The organism is Halomonas ramblicola, assembly GCF_030409215.1.
Taxonomy (GTDB): domain Bacteria; phylum Pseudomonadota; class Gammaproteobacteria; order Pseudomonadales; family Halomonadaceae; genus Halomonas; species Halomonas ramblicola.
The window spans coordinates 35,950-56,488 of sequence record NZ_JAUFPL010000028.1; the positions used below are offsets into that span (position 1 = coordinate 35,950).

Sequence of the window (20,539 nt, forward strand, 5' to 3'; positions counted from 1 at the left end):
AAAGAGCTAACAAAAGCTTACATAACCACACACGATGGTACTGACGGTTTTTTCTCACCCAGTAGCCATGAAGGAACAATGAGAAAGACATGCGTCGAGGTATCAGGAGCACAGCCCGGGCAGGATGAAATTCCTGAGCTGTGGTAGGCTCGCCGCCTGTCATCATCGCAAGCAGGGACAGTCACGTGGCCCACAAACGCTTCGCCTTCGTCATCGAGGACCTGTATGGCGGCGGCGCCCAGAAATCGCTTCTCTATACCGCCGACCAGCTGCGCCAGCGCGGCCACGCGGTCATCGTCTTCACCCTGCGCGAGCTGATCGAGCATCGCCTGCCCGAGGGCCTGGAGATCGTCGACCTAGGCGTAGTCACCCGATTCACCAAGGCCACCACCACGACGCTCACCGAGAAGTGGCAGGCCGGCCGCATCGCCCGGGCACTCGAGGCCTGGCGGCCCGACGTGGTGATCTCCTGCTCCTGCGACAAGATCACCCGCCACCTGCGCCATCCCAACCTCTACTTCTGGGTGAAGTCCGACGTCTCGGCCAAGTTCGACGACCCGGCCAAGCGCGAACGCGCCTTCGCCAAGGTGCGCCGCTTCTACCGCGGCCGCCAGGTCATCGCCGTCTCCCACGGGGTGAAGGAGAACCTCGAGAAGGTGGTGGGCCTGCAGGCCGAGCGGATCCTCCCCATCTACAACCCCTACGAGCGGGAGCCCTTCGTCGAACTCGCCCGGGAGCCGGACGCACTGCCCAAGGGCGACTACTTCCTCTGCCTGGCCGCCCTGGAGCCCCGCAAGCGCCACGACCGCCTGCTGCGTGCCTACGCCGAGAGCGGCGTGGTCACGCCGCTGATCCTGCTCGGCAAGGGCAAGCCCGAGCACGAGGCCGCGATACGCCGTCAGATCCATGAGCTCGGGCTGGAGCATCGTGTCACCCTGGCGGGCTACCACGCCAACCCCTACCCCTGGATCGCCGGCGCCAAGGCGGTGATCCTCACCTCGGACGCCGAGGGCCTGCCCCGCGTGCTCATCGAGGCGCTGATGCTGCACGTGCCGGTGATCAGCACCGACTGCCCCAGCGGCCCCCGCGAGATCCTCACCGGCGAACTGGCCCGATTCCTGGTGCCCCAGAACGACGAAGGGGGCCTGGCCCAGGCGATCGCTCGCATGGACCAGGCCCCCCTCGAGGTGGACGCCCGTTACTATCGTCAATTCCTGACCGAGACCGTCATCCCCCAGTTCGAGGCGCTATGACGGAGCCAGCCGCGTGAAACTACTCGATATCCCCTTCGACGACCGCCGCCGCCGTTACCTGGTGTTCCACGCCCAGGCCCTGCCGGCAGAATTGACACTGGCCAGCACCGCCACCACCCGGGAGTTCGAGGCCGTGGGCAGCAGCCGGTTCTTCGTCTCCCGGGACGGCGCGCTGCTGGCCAAGGTGGTACCGGACAAGTACGCCAGGCGCGAGGCGCCGGTCAAGTGGCTCCTCCAGGACTACCTGGAGACCCGCTGGCTGGCCCAGTCCGACGCCCGCAAGGAGTACCGCAGCCTGCAGATCCTGCGCCGTGCCGGCCTGGCCGCGCCGCGCTGCCACGGCTGGGGCATCTCGCTCAACCCCGCCAACCGCAACGCCTCACTGCTGCTGATGGAGCACGTGCAGGACGCCCGTCCCGGTGGCGAGGTGTTCGACGCCCTGGACGAGCCCGGCCGCCTCGCCTTCCTGGAACGCTTCTGCGAGGAAGTGGCCCGGCTCGCCCACGCCGGCTACGTGCACCGCGACCTCCACTACAACAACCTGCTCGTCGCCCAAGACGGCACCCTGCTGTGGATCGACGCCCACGTGCGCCGGCTACCAACGAAAAGCGCCGACCAATGGCCGGCGCTAAAGCGTTCGTTGACGGTAAGCAAGCTCAGGGGGGAAACCTATCGTGAAAAGGTAGAGCAACAACTTCAGGCACTGTGGCATCATGCTTGCTGACCCAGTCTCCAATGAAATGGCACGGTAATCGAATCCATGCGTAACCAGCAGCCCTCCGTGGCTATCATTATTCCTTGCTTCAACCGTTGGCCCCATGTCCGCGAGGCTATCGACTCAGTACTCGCACAGACTTGGCAAAATACTCATTGCATTATCGTGGATGATGTTTCCACAGACGACAGTTACTCGCGGTTAAAGGAGAACTACGGATCTGAGCCCAAGGTATCGGTCCATCAGCTGGAGACTAACCGGGGACAGTCAGCCGCAAGAAATTTCGGCGTAGATCGCAGCAATGCTGACTATATAGGATTTCTGGACTCCGATGACCTCCTCGTCGAGACAGCCGTGGCCAGCCGCATGCGACTGGCAGTGGACCACCCCGACTTCGAGGGAATCATCTTCGGCGACAAGATCGACGAAGACTCACAGAAGTCTCTCCTTCCTGGTGAGAAGGAAGATTCATCTCCCCTGACACTTAGCGAATATATCGAGGACATGGGATGGCTGCACACTAACAGCTTCATCATGAAGCGAATAGAGTTCCAAACTCTAAAGGGGTTCAATGAGAAGCTTCGAAAGAAAGAGGATGTAGAGTTTTTTCTCCGGGCACTAGGGAAGCGGGAAGCACTCTATGGCAAGGGGCCATGCTGCATGGTGCGGAATGTGGATACGCACAGGGCTCGGCACGATCATAAGCGAATCATCCAGCAGGGTGAGCGCTTTATCGACGCAATCCAGAACAATCCTAGTCTTACCAGTGTCCTGACTCAGGATCAGATCAAGAAACTCGTGGAAGCGGATACGAGGTCCGTGCTCCAGTCACTCTACCGGATGAAGCAGGGTCAAAGGTTCCGAAGCACGATGCGTGAGGCGTTCACCAGCGGAAAGCTACGCCTAGATGTTCGCATGACCAAACGCTATTTGTTGTCATTCTTCCGGTAGCAGTTATTATCAACCCACCACACCCTGTGCAACCAACGTATTCAAGTCAGGAAATGCAAAATCTTCTTCACGGTAGACAAGGTGTTCAGGGCTTGTCTTGAGACCACTCATTTCGTTTCCATTGAATTCACGGAGTGGGACAGGAAAATCCAAGCCTACAGACGCATAGTAGTCCTTGTACTTCAACAAGGACTCGGTTTTAGGCGTAACCAGTGTAGCAGGTCGACCTAGGGCATGGGCAAAGATTACCCCATGTAAAGATGAGCTGAAGACATGTTCCACTTCCTGTATCTGACGACATACGTTCGACGGATAGTCGTCAATGTCTATCAACCGGATACTCTTGGGAAGCTTTCGGTAGTGGCCACGCTCTTTGTAATGGGGTATAAAGGCCACCGAACCAGTCTCAGGCTGAATTGTATCGTCCTGATACATGAACCTGACAAGCAGCCCGGGGTCAAGCAAAAACCTCACCCGGGAAAGATCATATCCCTTACCCCGGAACTCGTCATAGGTAATCGGTCCACGTAGTCCTAGTATCTTGACATTGTTTTTCTTGGGAAGCTCCGCAGCCTTTCCTTGGGTCCCGATTCCACAGAGAATGTCTCCATGCTGAACTCGATGGGAAACGGAACCTATTAGCAGCAGCCTTCCACCGTCAATGCTATTGGCATTGACAGGCGTCACTCCATATCTTCGCTGGATGATATCCTTGGCAAAAATATCACCGGCATTTCCAATTGCAAAGTACTTATGAGAATCACGGAAAACGATGTGCCTGAGCTTGAGCTTCCAATTCGGCACAATTCGGTGATACCAGTAATAAGTTTTCAGCTCCACGGCGACTCCTGGCAAAGCATTGGTTAACCGACTGCTATTACATTCACAAAAATCGCCTACGACCCAAGGACGGCTAGCATTTTATCTTCCCGATGGTCGCAGGTATCGGTTCAGGCCATTACCTCGGCTTTGGAAAAGCTGTATATAATTGATGATTAAACTGCTCCCCTACGAGTTCACGGCCGGATCCAGTGGCCCCGGCTCGGTTTCCGGTGTGCACTCCGCCAGCGCCGCTTTCACGCGCTCCAGGGCCGCCTGGCCGGTCGTGCCCGCCGTAACCCGCTGCCACCACTCGCGATGCACGGCCTTGACGGTAACGGGGACCGAATCCAGCCCCACCCGCTGCGCCATCGCCAGGCGGTGCAGGCCGCGATTGATCTTGATCAGGCGCCCTTCCCGGCTGACGGCCACGCCCAAGTCGTCCTTGCCGCGCTGGGCATCGAAGCCGCGCGCGGCCATGTCGTCCATGAAGCTCAGGTAGACGCGCAGGTAGGTCAGGATGCGCTCCTCGCTGTCCAGCAACACGCCCTTCTGGTGGGAGCGCCACGGTCTGCCGGATTCCAGTCGTGCCTTGAACTTCCGGAACGCCTCGCTGCCGGTCAGGTCGTCGCGATGCGTCTCCAGGTCGCTGATAAAGCGGTAGCGCGACCCATTGCGCTGGTCGACACACTGCAAGCCGCCACGCCGCAGGTCCCAATCGCCACCCCAGATGAATGCCGAGGACCTGGGTCGACGGCGCCTGGGCAGGAAACCTCGCCAATCGGTACCTTGGGCCAGCTCTTGCGGATTCACGTGGAGCACGAGATCGTCCCCTATCACCCGTTCGACCACCCGCCGCGGCAAACCAAACCTCTCCACTTGGGACGCCCCTGGTAGGCCGCACTTCCACACATCGAACAACACCCGTTCCAGGGGTAGCCCCACCCAGGACTGAAACCCTTCTCGAACTACGTGCTGGACGCGCGCCCGCTGCACCGGCCAGTACATCCTCGCATCTGCCAGGGGGGCGAACGCCGGGTCACCGCCGGGTGGCATCGGTAGTGCTCGCCTCATGAGGCCCCCTGTTGCTCGGGTTCCAAGAAACGGCTGGCCACGGTCTCGGGCCGGAAGTCGTCCAGCCAGGCCTCGTCGAGGGCCGGCTTCTCGCCCTGCACGGCCGTGCGGATGCCCTCGGCCAGGCCCTCCTCGTCGTGCGGCACCACGCAGCTCGCCAGCTCGCCCTTGAGGATCTCGCGAATGCCCCCGGGACAGTCCACGCTGAGCACCGGCGTGCCGCAGGCCAGCGCCTCGAACAGCACGATGCCCATGCCCTCGAAGCGCGAACTGAGCACGAACAGTCGTGCATGGTGCATCCACGGATAGGGGTTGGCACGCTGACCGGCGAAGATCACCCGCCCCGCCAGGCCCAGCTCCTCCACCAGCGCCTCCAGCCGCGGGCGCTCCTGGCCGTCGCCCACCAGCACCAGCGGCAGCTCGACGCCGGAGCGGGCATAGGCGCGAACCAGCAGCGCATGGTCCTTGGCCGGTACCAGGCGGGCCACGTTGACGATATAGGGGCTCTCGGGCAGGTCGGGCTCGGACTCGCGCATCTGCCGGCGAATGCTGGCCAGCGGGCAGGGGTTGACGATCACCTGTAGCGACGCCGGCTCGCAACCACTGGCCGCCAGCGCCTGGCGCACGCTCTCCGCCACCCCGGACGACACCGCCACCAGGTGCCGCCCCTGGTAGAGGCAGCGGGCAAACAGCCAGCGACACCAGCGTCGCTCATGGATGTTGAGGATGTTCTCGAGCGCATAGCGGGCCCGCGCATCGCGGAACGTCCACACCAGCTCGAAGGTGCCCACGCCGCGGAACACGATGCGGTCCACCCGCCCGTGGCGCGCCTCGAAACGCCGCAGCCACAAGCGGAACACCGCCCCGCCTATCACTCCCGAGCCCAAAAACAGCGAGCGCCTGACCAACGGATTGATGAACAGCCGCACCAGCAGTTCCAGCACCAGGCCGATCCCGGTGAGCCTCGCCCAGCGCTTCAGTCGCAGCGAGTGGCACACCACGCTCGGCTCCTCCGGCGCCAGCGGCCGCTTGGCACGGCTCAGGCTAAGCAGATGGCTCTCGTGGCCGGCCTGGGCGAAGGCATCGGCCAGGTTCACCGCCACCCGCTCCATACCGCCCATCTTGAGGGAGCGGACCACCACCAGCGTTCGCATCAGGGACTTGCCTTGGCTGTCAGGGAAGGAAAGATGCGCCGGCCGGTCGCCACCTGCCAACGCCAGATATGGGTCACCAATCCGCCGGCGACCAGGTTCTGCACATAGGCCCCGGTCCAGAAGGTGCCATAGGACTCGAACTGGCTGACGATGGCGTAGAAGACGAAGAATCCCGCGCCGAACAGCGCCATGTCGCCCGGCATGACCGCCGCCCGCCAGGCCTGCCAGGTGCCCAGGCCGATCCAGGCAATCAGTGCCAACACCACCGCCAGGCCCAGCAGGCCATAGCTCACCAGCAGCTCGAGGAAGGTGTTGTGCAGGTGGCCATACAGCGCCTGGGTCTTCTCCGGCAGCCAGTCGGTGTGCTCGATGACCAGGCTGCGCCCCTCCTCGCCCCAGCCCACCAGCGGCCGCTCGGCGATCCAGTCCAGCGAGGCCCGCCACGTCAGCAGGCGGTTGCCCACGCTGCTGTAGGGAATCGACTGCCAGTCGCCCTCCAGCGCCCGGGCGATGATGCGATTCTCGTCGGCCAGCCGCTCGGTCACCGGTTGATGGAAGGCCAGTGCCCCGGCCACGATCATCCCGGCCGCGGCGGCCAGCCCCCACCAGGCCTTGCGGGGCAGGCGTCGCCCCGCCCCCCACCAGGCCAGGGCCGGCAGCAACGGCAGCACCACCAGCAGCGCCAGCCAGACGGCGCGGGTCTGGGTGATCACGATGCCCACCGCACACACCGCCAGGGCGAGCGTCCACAGCAGGCGCCGGCTCCAGGCCAGGGCGCCCTGCCCGTGCCAGCAGCGCCCGGCGAAGCACACCAGCCCGAGCAGGCCGCTGCCGAACAGCATGGAATCGTGCTGGGAGTTGCGAATGGCGAACTCGGCGCGCACGCCCTGCAGCCCCAGTCGCCACTGCTCCAAGCTGCCCTCGGGCCAGAACACCACCGCCACCAGGCCCGCGAGCCCCAACCCCCAGGCCAGCAGGGTGGCGCGCGTGTTGCCCCCCAGCCACCAGGCCAGGCCGATGAACAGGAACCACTTGGCCAGCCGGTCGACCTGGGGATTGTCGGTCATCCATTCGGGATGATGCAGATACCCCGCCACCCAGGAGATCACCTGCACCACGACCACTGCCAGCAGCAACCACAGCGCCCCGCCCCCCCGAATGCCACGCCCCCAGCGCAGCACAGCGAACAACCCGGTCAGGGCCATCAGGGTACCGGCCAGCTCGCCGGTGCCGGGCTCCACCAGGCGCAACCCGGCATAGAGCAGCACGCATCCCAGGCCCAGCCACCACAACCAAAGGGGAGAAGCCCAGGCGGGGGGCGTGCCGCCCGGCTCGATAAGGGAAAGGGGATGCCTCACTGCCTATGTCACTCTTTGCGTTACCACGGAAGCGGGGATAGTAGCAGAAACCCCGCCCCAGACACGACGTAGCCGCGCATTGCGCGGCTACTCCGTCACTCATCCTGACACTGGGGCATAGAAGCCGTTACGAGGCCAGTGCCTCGAAGCGCCGGGTCTCCTCGGCCGGCAGCCGCAGTCCCTCGCGCGCGACATTGGCCTGCATGCTGACCCGGGCAACCTCATGCAAGGCCTCGTCAACGAGCTTCTGCTGATGCGTGCGGAACCATTCCAGCACCTCGGCGAGATGCCACAGCGAAGCACGCCCCTCATGCAACGGCAGCGGAAAGGTGGCGCGGTGCGACTGCAGCAGTTTGCGCATGTTCTGTCGGCTGAACCCGAACAACTCCGCCATATCCGTCACACCGACCAGATCGGGCCCCGCTTCAATCAAGCGCGCCCCGGGAATAGCACGCTTCACATCCACCATGGCGCTGGTGATCGCCTCTTCGGCAGAGGCTGCTTCACGAGAAAACTCCAGCGCCAAGCGGCCCTGCTGCCCGAGACCGACCAGTGCATCATCACAGCCTGCCTTGAAGAGTCGGGTCTCCAAGACTTCCATGTCGAGGCCGTAGGGAATGGCAAATTTCAGGGTAAAGTCATAGTCAGTCATGATCTGTCGTCCTCCTCGGAGGATGCGCCACCGGTACAGTTGTCGACGACACGACGTAACTGCAATCTCTTTCTTGCTATGACGTGAGCGCTTCATGAAAGCTCCTGATGGTCAGCATAGGGGAGCCCATCGATGGTTGTCAATTGACAACCATCGGGGCGCCACTATCCGCTCCCCCTGACCTACCTGGCCCCGAACCCCGTCCAGAGGATCCGCGCCGTCTTCAGCACGATCAGCACATCCAGCCACAGCGAGAAGTGCTTGATGTAGTAGAAGTCGTACTGCAGCTTGCGGGTCATGCCATCGACCTCGGCGGCATAGCCCTGCTCCACCTGGGCCCAGCCGGTGATACCCGGCCGCACCACATGGCGGTAGCTGAAGAAGGGCACGTCCTGCTCATACCACTCCGAGAGCGACACCGACTCCGGCCGCGGGCCGATGAAGCTCATCTCGCCCTTGAGGATGTTGAAGATCTGCGGCAACTCGTCGAGGCGATACTTGCGGAGCACCCGCCCCACCCGCGTGATGCGCGGGTCGTCCTCGGAGATGGTGAAGTCCTCGCCGCTCATGTCGTGATGCATGCTGCGGAACTTGTACATCAGGAAGGGCCGGGCCTTGTAGCCCATGCGCGGCTGCAGGAACAGCACCGGGCCACGGCTGTCCAGCTTCACAGCCAGCGCCACCACCGCCATCACCGGCAACAGCAACGGCAGCAACAGCACGGCACCGATGAAATCGACCGCCCGCTTGAAGCCGATGTAGAAGAGCGGCGGCAGCAGGCTGCCGAACTCGTTCTCGGACAGATGGTCGATCTGCACCCTGCCCGAGATTGACTCCGACACCTGGCGGATATGGTAGACGGGGATATGGCAGAGGGTGCAGCGGGCCAGGAAGGTCTCCCACTCGGGAGGCAGGTCCGCCGCGCGCAGGTCGGCGACCACGCCGTCCACCCGGATGCCTTCCAGGTCGGGGCGTTCGAGCAATCGCAGGTCCACCTGGCGTGTACCGAGCAAGCGATGCGTCTCCCCGAACGGTACCAGGGCCATCTTGAGCCGGCGGAAACGCCGCCCGATGAAGTAGCCGAGGTAGAACCAGGCCAGGCACATCAGGTAACCGCCGAACATCACCTGGCGCGTGTAGCCTTCCCGGGTGAAGAACAGCACCGCCACGCAGATCAGGAAGGCGACGGACACCGTGGGCATGATGTTGGCGGCCAGGTGCGCCCCCGGGAAGCGCGCCATGCGCCGCAGCGTCAGCGCCGAGGCCAGGAAGGCCAACCCGATGGCCGCCATGGTGTTGCGGCGCACGTCCGGCAGGTACTCCCAGAACCCCCACCCCCAGCGCTCCAACCCAGGCAGCATGATCGCCAGCGGCATCCCCACCAGCACATGAAACGACAGCCCCAGCAGCAGCACCTCGTACCACCGCGAATGGCGGCGCTGATATTGATGTCTCATCGGCGTCCAACGCCCCTTGCAAATCCGTACGACGACGCCTGGCACACCATCCAATGGCCCCATACCGAACGAGCCGAATGGTCTCACAACCCCGCCACGAAAACGATAGGCAAGGCGTGCTCAGGAATTTCGCAAGGCGCTGGCGGCATGATGTAGCAGATACCAACTGGATCTGAAGTGACCGAAGCCCTCCTGGTCGCGATAGATCCGATAGACGTCACGCACCTTGGCCAGCTTGTTGGCCGAGAGGCTGACCCCGCCGGTATGATAGACGGCATGTACGCCAGGATACTTTCGAGCCGGCCCGCCCAACCGGGTGAGCGCCAACCACAGCCCCCAATCCTGCCCTCGCTTCACGTCCGGCATATAGACCTTCCCTAGGGCGTGCTGGTCGTAGGCGGCGGTCAGGCACCCGACCGGGCAGCCATGCAGCAGGTCGTGGTAACTGACCCGCTCCGGCGAGACGTACGTACCAAGCGTCGTCCCCGACTCACGATCACGACGCTCGTAGTCCCCGTAGCTGAGTGTGCCCCCTTCCCGTTGCATGAAGCCTACCTGGGCCTCGAGTTTACCGGGTAGCCAGATATCATCGCTGTCAAGGAAGGCAATATAGCGGCCGGTTGCAGCCTCGATACCAAGATTCCTTGCAGCACTAGCGCCTAGGTGGGATTGATACTGGTATTTCACCCAAGGAAAGTCACGCTGTAACTCTTGTACCAATTCAGCCGTCCCATCCGAGGAGCCATCATCGATGATAATCTGTTCCCGAACCCATCCGGCCTGCTTTCCGACGCTAGCAATGGTAAGCCGAAGACAGGCTTCAGCATTATAAGCAGGCGTTACAACGGATACATACATATATTCGGCTGCACCAAGACAGTACTTACCCTATCCACCTTTTTTACACCCACCCCAGAATCCCAATCGCTTTATAACTTAAAGAGCCTTATAGCTGACTGCTCTCGTGAACTTCCACAAGCTCACTTTCCTTTTTCAGAAGGGGGTTCTCAACGATATTGACGATTTCCTCAAGGCCCTGCCCATAAGCCGCTTGCGCTATCTGCCTCTCCAGCGTTCGGCATGAGTTGACTAGATCGAGATGCGCAGGGGTCAATTCACATTCAGGAAGATCTCTTACCCTTCTAACGCCGATCAATAATTCTTCTATCATATCATTACTAAAAAACCTGGGAATCGATACGCCGATATGCTCTATGCTCCAGCGCCCCCATGATATGATAAAGATATCACTGCCATTCCTGACGACGCTTCCGCGTGAAAGGTCCGGATTGTAAATATACAAAGGCACCTGAGACAAACAAGCTTTCACGGCAGGAAGCACCTCGAGCAACCTTCCATAGGCCGATTCCTTTTCAGGAGAGTCCAGGGCAACCTCCAACCGTTGCAAATATTCGGCAGTAAGGCGGCCTTCAAGAGTATGCCGTGAGGTGCTAAAGGCTTTCAGCAACTCATCCGGGACTGCCATCGACCAGAAGTACTGCGTTAGCTCCGGCAAGTGCTGCTCCCACTCAGCCTGGCTCACCCCAACTCCATCGCCATACTCACATATCTGACACTCAAAAGGCCCTACGCTGAATCTCACCACAATGGGGGGAGCCTTGAGGAACTTTCGGGGAAGGATATCAAACAAGAACTCTTCATGTTCGAGCAAATGGAGCTGGCTCTTGGGAAAGACCTGCTGAAGCAAATGCACCCGACTACCGAAACCCTGCAAATGGAAGGTATAAATACCCTTTACCGGCGAGTCCTTCCACAAGGAATCAATTACGATATCCTCATATCCTTCATGATCGGCCAAGTATTTCTTGGCGGTTTCTGCCCTGCCATCCCTCGGAAACGCTTGGCGCAAATTCAGGGTTACTGCCCGTTCACGAAGTATCGTCTGGCGGTGGCGAAACACCATGGGATCAATCTTTGGACGCTCTTTCCAAAGCTCACTGGTCCCTCGGGCAATTCCTTTCATCGCCCCAAACGATTGACGCATGATCAGGATCGATAGAATAGCGAAAAGAAGGTTTCCACCTTCTGGAGACAGGAAAGGAATCAGGATAACGAAGAAGCCACAAAGAAAATTAATCGAGCCTAAAACATCCAGATAACCTTGAAGCTTTCGTTTGATTATCCGGAAAAGACGCCCAGGCTGCAGGGGATTTCCATATTGAACGATACAGGCGGTAAACAAGTATTCCAGAAGCGCGAGTCCACCCAAGGCCATCCCCAGTGCCGGATTCACCATCCCCAATACCGAGAAGCTCAGCACCGTAATTAGTACATTAGCCGCGAGACCGGAAAAACGCGCATAGTACCCCTTGATCTCATTCCGGTGGTGGCTGGCAACAGCAATCTCATTGGCTCCCTGTAGCACCTCGACTCCCCCAGCCTCGGCAAGAGCCTTGACCACAAAGTCCATGAACATTTTCAGGGCATAGCAACCAACTGCTCCAATAGCGAATACGATAATCCAGAAGGCCTTGTCATCTGGACCAACAAAGAATTGAAAATATCGAGGAACACCCTCCGAGCCTGCAAGGAGGATCACCTTCAGAGGTAGGAAGAAGGCAAGTAGATTGGCAAAGCGACCTATCACCTTGGCAAGAATAATGCCTAAGGTGGTCCAAGCGCGAACACGCCAAAAGGCAGACAGCACCTTCGACACCCAGCAGAACGCCTGGAAAGTCTCTAAAAAAATACTCATGAATGACATGCCCCCTCAGGGCGAAACAAAAAAACAATATTACCTTTTCAATATTTTATCACAACGAACAACTACTCCTGACTGCCAAAAACATCTTCCTTGACATATGTATCGATATCACACTGAACCTCGGGATACATACCAAAATCTTCATCAAAAAGGAACTCAGAATCAGGGAAAAACATGTCCTTCAGCCGCCTGTTCTCATCATCAAAACTTCTAAAGAACCGATACGCATGAGCTTTCTTCGGGAAAGGCACTTTTTCGGCATTGTCACCATAAGAGCGGGCCTTTTTTAATATTTCACTCTTTACTTTCTGGCTATATACGATATCTCCCTTCTTGACCATTTCATTGTATCTTCTCAGGCACGCCGCCTCGACTCGGCCAAGAGACTTGTTTCTTGATGAGTATTTCAGATCATGGCTATCAAAAGGTATATCGAAGAGATCCAAAAAGTCCTTTACGATATCCCATCCGCCTACCCTACCTTCAACATAACGCCTTACCAACACATTCTCTTTTCCGAATGCACTGGCCCAGTCCGAAGCAATGGTTCCATACGAAAAGGGTCGCCTTCCTCTTTTCCCCATCTTCTTGGACATGAGAGACTTGGAATCCCCTCCTCCTTTCAAAGCGGTACTATAGTGACTTACCGCTGAAAGATCCTGCCTTCTTACGTAAAACACGACCTTGATATCATCAAAGATATCGGGAATATCGTCTTTAAAACTCAGGATCTCATCTAGGGTGAGGTCCGAGAATGATTCAGCCGTGAGAATCGCCAAGGGTGCGCCTTTCGACTGGAATTTTCTCGCGCCGTCGAACCACTGGATAATCCGTTCTCTACTCTTTTCGACATGGCAAGCCATGTAGGGTCTCGTAGCCCATAGATCTTCAGTGGCACCGCATATCTTGGAAACAAAGACCCCCTCCACCGATAGCAGCCTGGCATTCTCCTTTAGCGCGGCTTGCAGTGTCGTGCTGCCGGTTTTCTTGGCACCAATATGTATGACTAGTTTTTTCATCCCACAGCACTCAAACCAGAAAATGGTTCAGCCATCATGTAAGGCCGGAAAATCAGGAAAATTCGATGATTTTTGCGGCATTGTCCTTGTGGGTGTGCCATAGGTTCAGGGACTTCCTCTGCTTTAGCTTAGAGGTAGGTACCGTCCATGGCTTGTTGCCTCCCGCATAATGCAGTATTGCAATATCATTCAACAACTTTTCCTGCACATCCGGGGACACGGCATTCAAGTAGTGCTCCTGGAAATTATATGCCGATGACACCATCCGATGCGTGCCCGATTTTCCCTTGAAAAAATCGCTCAGGAGGCCTTGTTCATGTATCGCCACACGCTGACTGGCATAATGAGTTATTTCATCAAAAAAACCATTACTCAGCAGATCTTTCCGCGCCAGCATCACGCCAGAGTTGATACGGCGAAGATGATTGCCATCAAAATTTCCTTCCAACATTGCCCGGAGGTTTGCTTCCGGGTTCTGCTCCTTCAGATAGCTCTGGAACTGTGGGCACGTCAGCAGGGATTTCCTGGGGTAGAAGTCAAGAAGAGCCTCGACCGGATTCAGAAACAGCATATCGACATCAAGGAACAGCAACTGCTCCGTTTCCTGCTCCTCGAATATGCTCCACTTGAGAAAAGTCCCCTTATTCCACGCAGACCTTTCAGGTCGTTTGACATTATCTCTGGCCAGGGTGTAGATGACTTCTTTTCTCTTTCCTGATATCAGCACGGGCTTGTCGGCAACGAGCTTGACCACAGGGTCTTCCAATACCTCGGGGTCATCCGTATAAATCGCGATAGGGCAATCAACCAGCGTATTCGCAACCGCCATGCTGGATAACATAACCTTGAGGCAATCCAGATAACCGCTATCAAGCGCAAACGCCACGGTGGTGGTGCTGTTGCTGTCCTGCACCTCTATCTTCAGGTCAACCAATCCCTTATCGTGAAGAGCCCTGATCGTCATAAAGTCAATCACCAATAAAATAAAAAGTTAATTCAAAACAATTATTCGACTTCCGACTGGACGCCAACGGACTCTAGTGCAAGGCCGTCCAGAGCCTGCCGTATCTCATGACGAATAGCACTGTCGGATTCGCCCATGTGCCATGGAATGAACACGGTAGAGACCATCTCGTAACTATCGTCGTTGTGCATTCTGTCGGCATCTTCACGTGACACCGGCAACCAGACCGCATTCATGCCGAATGCCGATTTCAGGTTGGCTTCTACCATCTCCTTTTCTATCCGGCCGTTTGGAAAGTCGCTGCCATCACAATGCCCGGCACAGGCCCATACCTTCTGGACCTCCCAGGTCGGCAGCCTGTCCAGCAAGTGCTCGGTCGCAATGACATCCGCCACGATGACGTGTTGCGCCTTCAGGGCGTCCTCTGCAGCGATGACATCGACCTTGCCCACGGCAGCCAGTTCCTGATAATAGCTCGCGACCGGTCGATGGACAGATTTCTCGTATCTCGGCCAGTGGAAGAGGCCGATCCGATACTCGCCGGACTCGGCAAGAGCCCCGATCAGTGCCTGCTGCAGCTCGCCGACCCCCTTCGTCAAGGCCAGGTCGCCCACGAAGAGGAAGTCGTACTCACCGGGTTCTGGATTCTTCCTCAGCAAATGCGGGGGGGCGGCAAAGCGCCTGTCGCTGTCCGTCGGCAGAATACGCAGCTCCCCTTCCGCAGCGGCATGGCGATGCCACCACTTCTGTGCTTCGCGGTAGACCCGACGAGTGCCGTAGAAGATCGTCTTCACGTGGGTCGGCCCAGTCTGGGTGAGCGAATCTTCCTGGCTCAGGGAGAACGAAAGCGGCACATCCTCATGCACCACCTTGACCGCCTTATGGCCATGGGCGGCCTGGATACGCCAGATAAACTCGGTGTCGGCTGCCGCTCTCACCCGGTCCCAGGCGCCCAGGCTCTCGACGAGGGAGCGCCGGAACATCAGCGACGATTCGTTCTGGCGCTGCAGGTTGGGGCCGGGAATCGCCCCGACCCGGTTGACGTAGAGGTTCCGCGACACCCGGCACCAGGAACTCATGCAGGCCACCAGCGAATCGTCTGTCAGTAACGCCTGGACCTGGGTCTCGACCTTCTGGGGGTGAGACCAATCATCGGCATCGTGCACCGTGATGAAGTCGCCCGTGGCGTGTGTCAGGGCGGTCAGGCGAGCCCCATAGGCCCCGGTGTTCACCTCATGGCGAATCGGCACCACTCTTGGATCCCGTTCGGCAAAGGCCTGCAGCACGGCCCAGGTGTCGTCGGTACTGCAATCATCCACCGGCAGGATCTCGATATTTCGCCAGGATTGCGCCAGCAGGCCACGAATCGACTTCTCGATGGTCCCGGCCGAATTATAGGCCGGCATCAATACGCTGACCCTGGGGCCGTCCCGACCGGGGATATCGCCTTGGCCACGGAGGTTGTCGATCGCCAACGGAGCCTGCTCGTTCAGCAACGCCACCTCGACGAACCCGTTACGGGAGAGGATACGGTTGATCCAGTCGAGGCGCTCGGCGTCATCGGCTCCGGCGGCACACAGCACGTTCGAATAGGCCAGGCAGTAGTCGGATAATTCCCCCTGCCGCTGGATGGCATGCGACAGGCTTCGGCGCGCCTCGTCGGCCCTTCCCAGACGATTCAGGCAGTCCACCTCCAGCAGCACTTGGCCCTTGTCCCAAGCCCGGTTCCTTTCCAGCGCCCGCATCAGCAAGGCATATTGCAAACCCAGCGCATACTCAGCCCGGGAGGCGTGCCAGCGCGCCAATGCCCAGGCGGCATCGGCCCTCACCCCGGCCATCATGCGCCGCGCGCTGACAATGGAGTGCAGGTCCTGCAAGGCATGTGTGGAATACCCCGACCACAGCTTCTTTTCCAGCGCCAAGGGAGAGAAAGGCGCCATCTCCAGATTCAAACCCAAAGCGTCTTGAATCGAAACAGGCACAAACTTCACCGCCCTATTCAGTGCCGGACGCAGGATACGTCTCTTTACCGCTGACTTGACTCGATAATAAAAAGATAGATCCATTGATTATCTCAAATAAAAGAAAAATATTTAATTACTAACAAGCAGCCCCTCGATTCTTCCACTTATCAAAGGAAGGAGATTTTCTTGCCAACTTTGTGAGTTTACCACAGGTAGCGACACGATGTCTCTTAGAGTATCTTCACAGGAAGACAGGCTTAGCTTCTCCAGGAAAATTTTTCTATCGCTCCCTCTCTTCTCGTAATGCTCCTCTTCACCAAGTTGCCTGCGTAGCGCGAGCCCAAGTGTCTCAGGCTTTACTGGAATAATGGCCCCTTCATCAGCAAGCCACTGCGTCGCGGGGGTTACATGGGCGAACACAACCAATCCCATGGCCAAGGCATCCACCAGCTTGGCCGGCAACTGGAATTGAGCGACCAGAGAACTGCCCTCCTGAAGTAGAACTGTGTAATCCCCGATAGCAACAATATCGGGAATATCACCATAGGGCTGGTCAGGAATGAAGCGGCAATTCACAACTTCAACCTGTTGGAGTTCATTCTTCAGGCTGGCATCGGGAAACTCACCCACAATCACGAACCAAACATCGTCTCGGCCCAAGGCAGCGATGGCCTGGGCCGTTTCCAGTAGCCCCTTATGTCTGCGCGGCGTACCGAAGAACAGTACCACCTTGATATGTTCCGGTATCCCCCAGCGACGACGGGCACGAGCCCGGCGATTTTGGCTTGGCACAAAGCGGGTTTCGTCACGCACATGGGGGACCAGTTTGCCACCATAGCGCTGCTGAAGTGCAGGATTGGAAACGGTGGCCACGCCGAAGCGTGACACCTGGCCAACCGTCAATCGCGTCCAATAGCTGGCATGCAGTTTATTGAACGGAGGCAACCGCCCTAGCTCCCCCAAGGCCTGTTTCAGGGGTAACGGCTCGGACGCCGCCACGAAGCCCAGCTCTTCATCGTCGATGTCCCAAACCACCTGAGCTCCCCATACCAAGGAGTAGAGCAGCCCGAATACCAAATTGGGGAAGCGTGGCTTCGAGAGGTGCACCAGATCGTATGGATGCTCAGCCACCAATTGCAATGCCTGGGACACGAAGTCAGCCTCATCCTCAACGAAGATGCTATGGCATGGCGTCTTGCTACCCTGCATGGGAGGCCACAGATCACGGCCCCAGCGTGGGAAGATCGCACCGATGATCTCCACCCGGGGGGTTACGCGGCGATAGGCATCGGCCAGCGTCAGTACCCGGCCAGCGGGATTGTGTGCCAGGTCCCAACCACATACCGCAACTCGAGCGGGAGCCCCTCCCCGACGAGCTGCCATGCGTTGCCGGAGATAATGTCTACGAGCCAGGGTCAGGTTGGCTTCGAGAAGCGGAAACAGCTCACTCTGACCATTCAACGACTGCGCACCGGCCAAATAGCGGCGAGTGGCTAGCTTGTAATCCCCGTCACGAAACGCCTGGTTGCCTTGGGCCAGGAAGGAGGCACGATTCGGTGTCATTCCGCCACCAGTACCTGATCCATCAGCGTCTGAGCTGACCCAACCAGTTTCTCCAGGTGCCACTCTCCCTTGAAACTCTCGGCATAGACCTTGTAGAGCGCCTCGGTGCCGCTTGGCCGTGCGGCGAACCAGCCCTTCTCGGTAACCACCTTCACGCCACCAATGGGGGCCTGATTCCCCGGTGCCTCGGTCAGCACCTCTCGAACGGGTTCACCGGCCAGGGAATCGATGGCGAGGTTCTCGGGCGACAGGCGCTTGAAGGCGGCCTTCCGCTCCGGGGCACAGGGCGTATCGACACGAAGATAGTGCGGCTCGCCATGGCGCTGTACCAGTTCTCGGTAGTACTCACCCGGCGTCTTGCCGGTCACCGCGGTGATCTCGGCGGCGAGCAGGCACAGGATGATGCCATCCTTGTCGGTGGACCAGGGCTGCCCGCTTCGCGTCAGGAAGCTGGCTCCGGCGCTCTCCTCTCCGCCGAAGGCCAACCAGCCATGATGCAAGCCATCCACGAACCACTTGAAGCCAACCGGAACCTCGTGCAACTCGCGCCCCCGGGAGGCGAGGATGCGATCGATCATCGAGGATGACACCAGCGTCTTGCCGAATTTCAACTCACTCCCCCACTCGGGGCGATGGTCGAGCAAATAGTCGATGCATACCGCCAGGAAGTGGTTCGGGTTCATCAGCCCGAAGGCATCCACGATGCCGTGACGATCCGCATCCGGGTCATTGCCGAAGGCGAGGTCGAACTGATCCTTGATGGCGAGCAGGTTGGCCATGGCGGCGCTGCTGGAGCAATCCATGCGGATCTTGCCGTCGTGGTCCGGCGGCATGAACACGAAGGAGGGATCCTGCTCGGTGTTGACGATGGAAAGATCCAATTCGAAGCGCTCGGCCACCGCCTGCCATACCGGCAGGGCCGTTCCCCCCATCGGGTCTACGCCCAGCTTCAACCCTGCTGTGGCGATGGCCGGCATATCCACCACTTGGTCGAGGGCCGCGACATAGGCGGCAACGTAGTCATAGGGCCGGGAGAGCTCCCTGGCCCGCTCAAGCGAAACCCACTCAACGCCTACCAACTGTCCCTGGAGATAGCGATTGGCCTGGTGCTCGATCCAGGCAGTCGCTTCCGTCCCCGCGGGACCGCCATGGGACGGGTTGTACTTGATTCCCCCATCCTCCGGAGGGTTGTGCGAGGGGGTGATGACCAGGCCATCGGCGAGCCATTCGGGTTGTTCGGCGTTGTGCAGCAGGATGGCGCGACTGACCAACGGGGTTGCCACGACGCCCTCGTCGTGGGCGATACGAACATCCACGCCATTGCCGGCCAACACCCGCAAGGCGACTTCCCAGGCAGGCCTGGACAACGCATGGGTATCGTGACCGAGAAACAGCTGACCTGTGTACCCAACCATGCGGCGATAATCCACCACCGCCTGAGCGATGGCCAGGATATGGTCTGCATTGAAGCTACCCTTCAGCGATGAGCCGCGATGTCCCGAGGTCCCGAAGCCTACCTGCTGATCGGCTTGCCCCGGATCCGGATGGCGTTCGTGGAACGCCTTAACCACTTCTTCCATCGGCACGCCCTCCTTCGATCCGTGTCGTCAGTCGCTACCGAACAGGTCGCGGGTGTAGACCTTATCAGCCACGTCAGCCAACTCCTCGACCATGCGGTTGGCGAGAATAACATCGGCCTGCGACTTGAAGACAGGCAAGTCCTTGATAACACGAGAGCCATAAAACTGCTCTTCGTCCAGTACCGGCTCGTATACCACCACTTCTATGCCCTTGGCCTTGATTCGCTTCATCACCCCCTGCATGGCGCTGGCACGGAAGTTATCGGAACCCGACTTCATGATCAGTCGGTAGACCCCCACCACCTTGGGGTTACGCCGCATCACCGATTCCGCGATGAAGTCCTTGCGGGTGCGGTTGGCCTCGACGATGGCCTGGATCAGGTTGTTGGGCACGTCCTGATAGTTGGCCAGCAGCTGCTTGGTGTCCTTGGGTAGGCAGTAGCCGCCATAACCGAACGAGGGGTTGTGGTAGTGGCTGCCGATGCGTGGGTCCAGCCCCACCCCATCGATGATCTGGCGGGTGTCCAGGCCGTGGGTCTCGGCGTAGGTATCCAGCTCGTTGAAGTAAGCCACGCGCATCGCCAGGTAGGTGTTGGCGAACAGCTTAATCGCCTCCGCCTCGGTGCTGTTGGTGAACAGCACCGGTACATCCTGCTTGACGGCCCCCTGCTTGAGCAGGTTAGCGAAGGTCTCGGCACGCTCGGAGCGCTCCCCGACGATGATCCGCGACGGATAGAGGTTGTCGTAAAGCGCCTTTCCCTCGCGTAGGAACTCCGGCGAGAAGATCAGGTTCTGGGTACCGAACCGCTCACATGCCTCGGCGGTAAAGCCCACCGGCACGGTGGATTTTATCACCATCACTGCATCGGGATTGATATCCAGCACATCCTGGATCACCGCCTCGACACTGCTCGTATTGAAGTAATTGGTCTCCGGGTCGTAGTCGGTCGGCGTGGCGATCACCACGAAGTCTGCCCCCAAATAGGCCGCTTCCTTGTCCAGGGTCGCCGTGAAATTCAGTTCACGGTTCACTAGAAAGTCAGAGATCTCCGCATCTTCGATGGGCGACTGCCTATCGTTCAGCAGCGCCACTTTGTCTGGCACGATATCCAGTGCAACCACTTCATTGTGCTGGGCTAAGAGCATGGCATTGGAAAGGCCTACATATCCAGTACCAGCGATAGCAAGTTTCATATACACCACCAAGAATGTAATTAATCATCATCTAAGGAACCGGTAAACAATTCAGCATCCGGTCTGTGGAACTTCCCGAGAGCGGCATTTCTTCTCC

Annotated in this window: 17 protein-coding genes; 3 read left to right on the forward strand and 14 right to left on the reverse strand. The window is 58.9% G+C overall.

From position 1 onward, the window contains the following. Positions 1–185: 185 nt before the first annotated feature. From QWY80_RS11230 to QWY80_RS11240, 3 genes are read left to right on the forward strand one after another with little or no spacing between them, the layout of a single operon-like run. Positions 186–1,253 (forward strand): glycosyltransferase, encoded by a 1,068-nt coding sequence (locus tag QWY80_RS11230; protein ID WP_290231462.1) that lies wholly within the window; start codon positions 186–188, stop codon positions 1,251–1,253. 13 nt (positions 1,254–1,266) lie between these two features. Beyond that, positions 1,267–1,977: a lipopolysaccharide kinase InaA family protein gene (locus QWY80_RS11235; protein ID WP_290231464.1), complete on the forward strand. Its 711-nt coding sequence runs from the start codon at positions 1,267–1,269 to the stop codon at positions 1,975–1,977. Positions 1,978–2,013: 36 nt separating this feature from the next. Then, positions 2,014–2,919 carry a glycosyltransferase family 2 protein gene (locus tag QWY80_RS11240; protein ID WP_290231467.1) on the forward strand — a complete coding sequence of 302 codons (906 nt, stop codon included), beginning with the start codon at positions 2,014–2,016 and terminating at the stop codon, positions 2,917–2,919. A gap of 9 nt (positions 2,920–2,928) precedes the next feature. Here QWY80_RS11240 and QWY80_RS11245 read toward each other — a convergent pair whose 3' ends face one another. From QWY80_RS11245 to QWY80_RS11310, 14 genes are all read right to left on the reverse strand, one after another. After that, positions 2,929–3,759: a polysaccharide pyruvyl transferase family protein gene (locus QWY80_RS11245; RefSeq protein ID WP_290231470.1), complete on the reverse strand. Its 831-nt coding sequence runs from the start codon at positions 3,757–3,759 to the stop codon at positions 2,929–2,931. Positions 3,760–3,927: 168 nt separating this feature from the next. Then, positions 3,928–4,434, reverse strand: coding sequence for a hypothetical protein (locus tag QWY80_RS11250; protein ID WP_290231472.1), 507 nt, complete (start codon positions 4,432–4,434; stop codon positions 3,928–3,930). Positions 4,435–4,808: 374 nt separating this feature from the next. Continuing rightward, complete coding sequence (locus tag QWY80_RS11255; protein ID WP_290231475.1) at positions 4,809–5,966, reverse strand: glycosyltransferase; 1,158 nt, start codon at positions 5,964–5,966, stop codon at positions 4,809–4,811. Continuing rightward, complete coding sequence (locus QWY80_RS11260) at positions 5,966–7,234, reverse strand: O-antigen ligase family protein (RefSeq protein ID WP_290231477.1); 1,269 nt, start codon at positions 7,232–7,234, stop codon at positions 5,966–5,968. The genes QWY80_RS11255 and QWY80_RS11260 overlap by 1 nt, the downstream gene beginning before the upstream one ends. Positions 7,235–7,451: 217 nt before the next feature. After that, positions 7,452–7,976, reverse strand: coding sequence for a helix-turn-helix transcriptional regulator (locus QWY80_RS11265; protein WP_290231479.1), 525 nt, complete (start codon positions 7,974–7,976; stop codon positions 7,452–7,454). Positions 7,977–8,158: 182 nt separating this feature from the next. Next, positions 8,159–9,433 carry an exopolysaccharide biosynthesis polyprenyl glycosylphosphotransferase gene (locus tag QWY80_RS11270; protein ID WP_290231481.1) on the reverse strand — a complete coding sequence of 425 codons (1,275 nt, stop codon included), beginning with the start codon at positions 9,431–9,433 and terminating at the stop codon, positions 8,159–8,161. A 120-nt stretch (positions 9,434–9,553) separates the two neighbouring features. Then, positions 9,554–10,291, reverse strand: coding sequence for a glycosyltransferase family 2 protein (locus QWY80_RS11275; protein ID WP_290231483.1), 738 nt, complete (start codon positions 10,289–10,291; stop codon positions 9,554–9,556). Between the two features lie 88 nt (positions 10,292–10,379). Continuing rightward, entirely contained in the window at positions 10,380–12,158 is a 1,779-nt protein-coding gene (locus tag QWY80_RS11280) for a hypothetical protein (protein ID WP_290231485.1), read from the reverse strand. Positions 12,159–12,220: 62 nt separating this feature from the next. After that, complete coding sequence (locus QWY80_RS11285; protein ID WP_290231487.1) at positions 12,221–13,177, reverse strand: hypothetical protein; 957 nt, start codon at positions 13,175–13,177, stop codon at positions 12,221–12,223. A gap of 52 nt (positions 13,178–13,229) precedes the next feature. Continuing rightward, positions 13,230–14,141: a glycosyltransferase gene (locus tag QWY80_RS11290; protein WP_290231489.1), complete on the reverse strand. Its 912-nt coding sequence runs from the start codon at positions 14,139–14,141 to the stop codon at positions 13,230–13,232. 41 nt (positions 14,142–14,182) lie between these two features. Next, positions 14,183–16,207, reverse strand: coding sequence for a glycosyltransferase family 2 protein (locus tag QWY80_RS11295; protein WP_290231491.1), 2,025 nt, complete (start codon positions 16,205–16,207; stop codon positions 14,183–14,185). A 27-nt stretch (positions 16,208–16,234) separates the two neighbouring features. Beyond that, positions 16,235–17,668: a glycosyltransferase gene (locus tag QWY80_RS11300; protein WP_290231494.1), complete on the reverse strand. Its 1,434-nt coding sequence runs from the start codon at positions 17,666–17,668 to the stop codon at positions 16,235–16,237. Beyond that, positions 17,665–19,248 carry a phosphohexomutase domain-containing protein gene (locus tag QWY80_RS11305; protein WP_290231496.1) on the reverse strand — a complete coding sequence of 528 codons (1,584 nt, stop codon included), beginning with the start codon at positions 19,246–19,248 and terminating at the stop codon, positions 17,665–17,667. The genes QWY80_RS11300 and QWY80_RS11305 overlap by 4 nt, the downstream gene beginning before the upstream one ends. A gap of 27 nt (positions 19,249–19,275) precedes the next feature. After that, on the reverse strand, positions 19,276–20,442 hold the full coding sequence (locus QWY80_RS11310) for a nucleotide sugar dehydrogenase (protein WP_290231498.1): 1,167 nt from the start codon (positions 20,440–20,442) through the stop codon (positions 19,276–19,278). Positions 20,443–20,539: the final 97 nt, after the last annotated feature.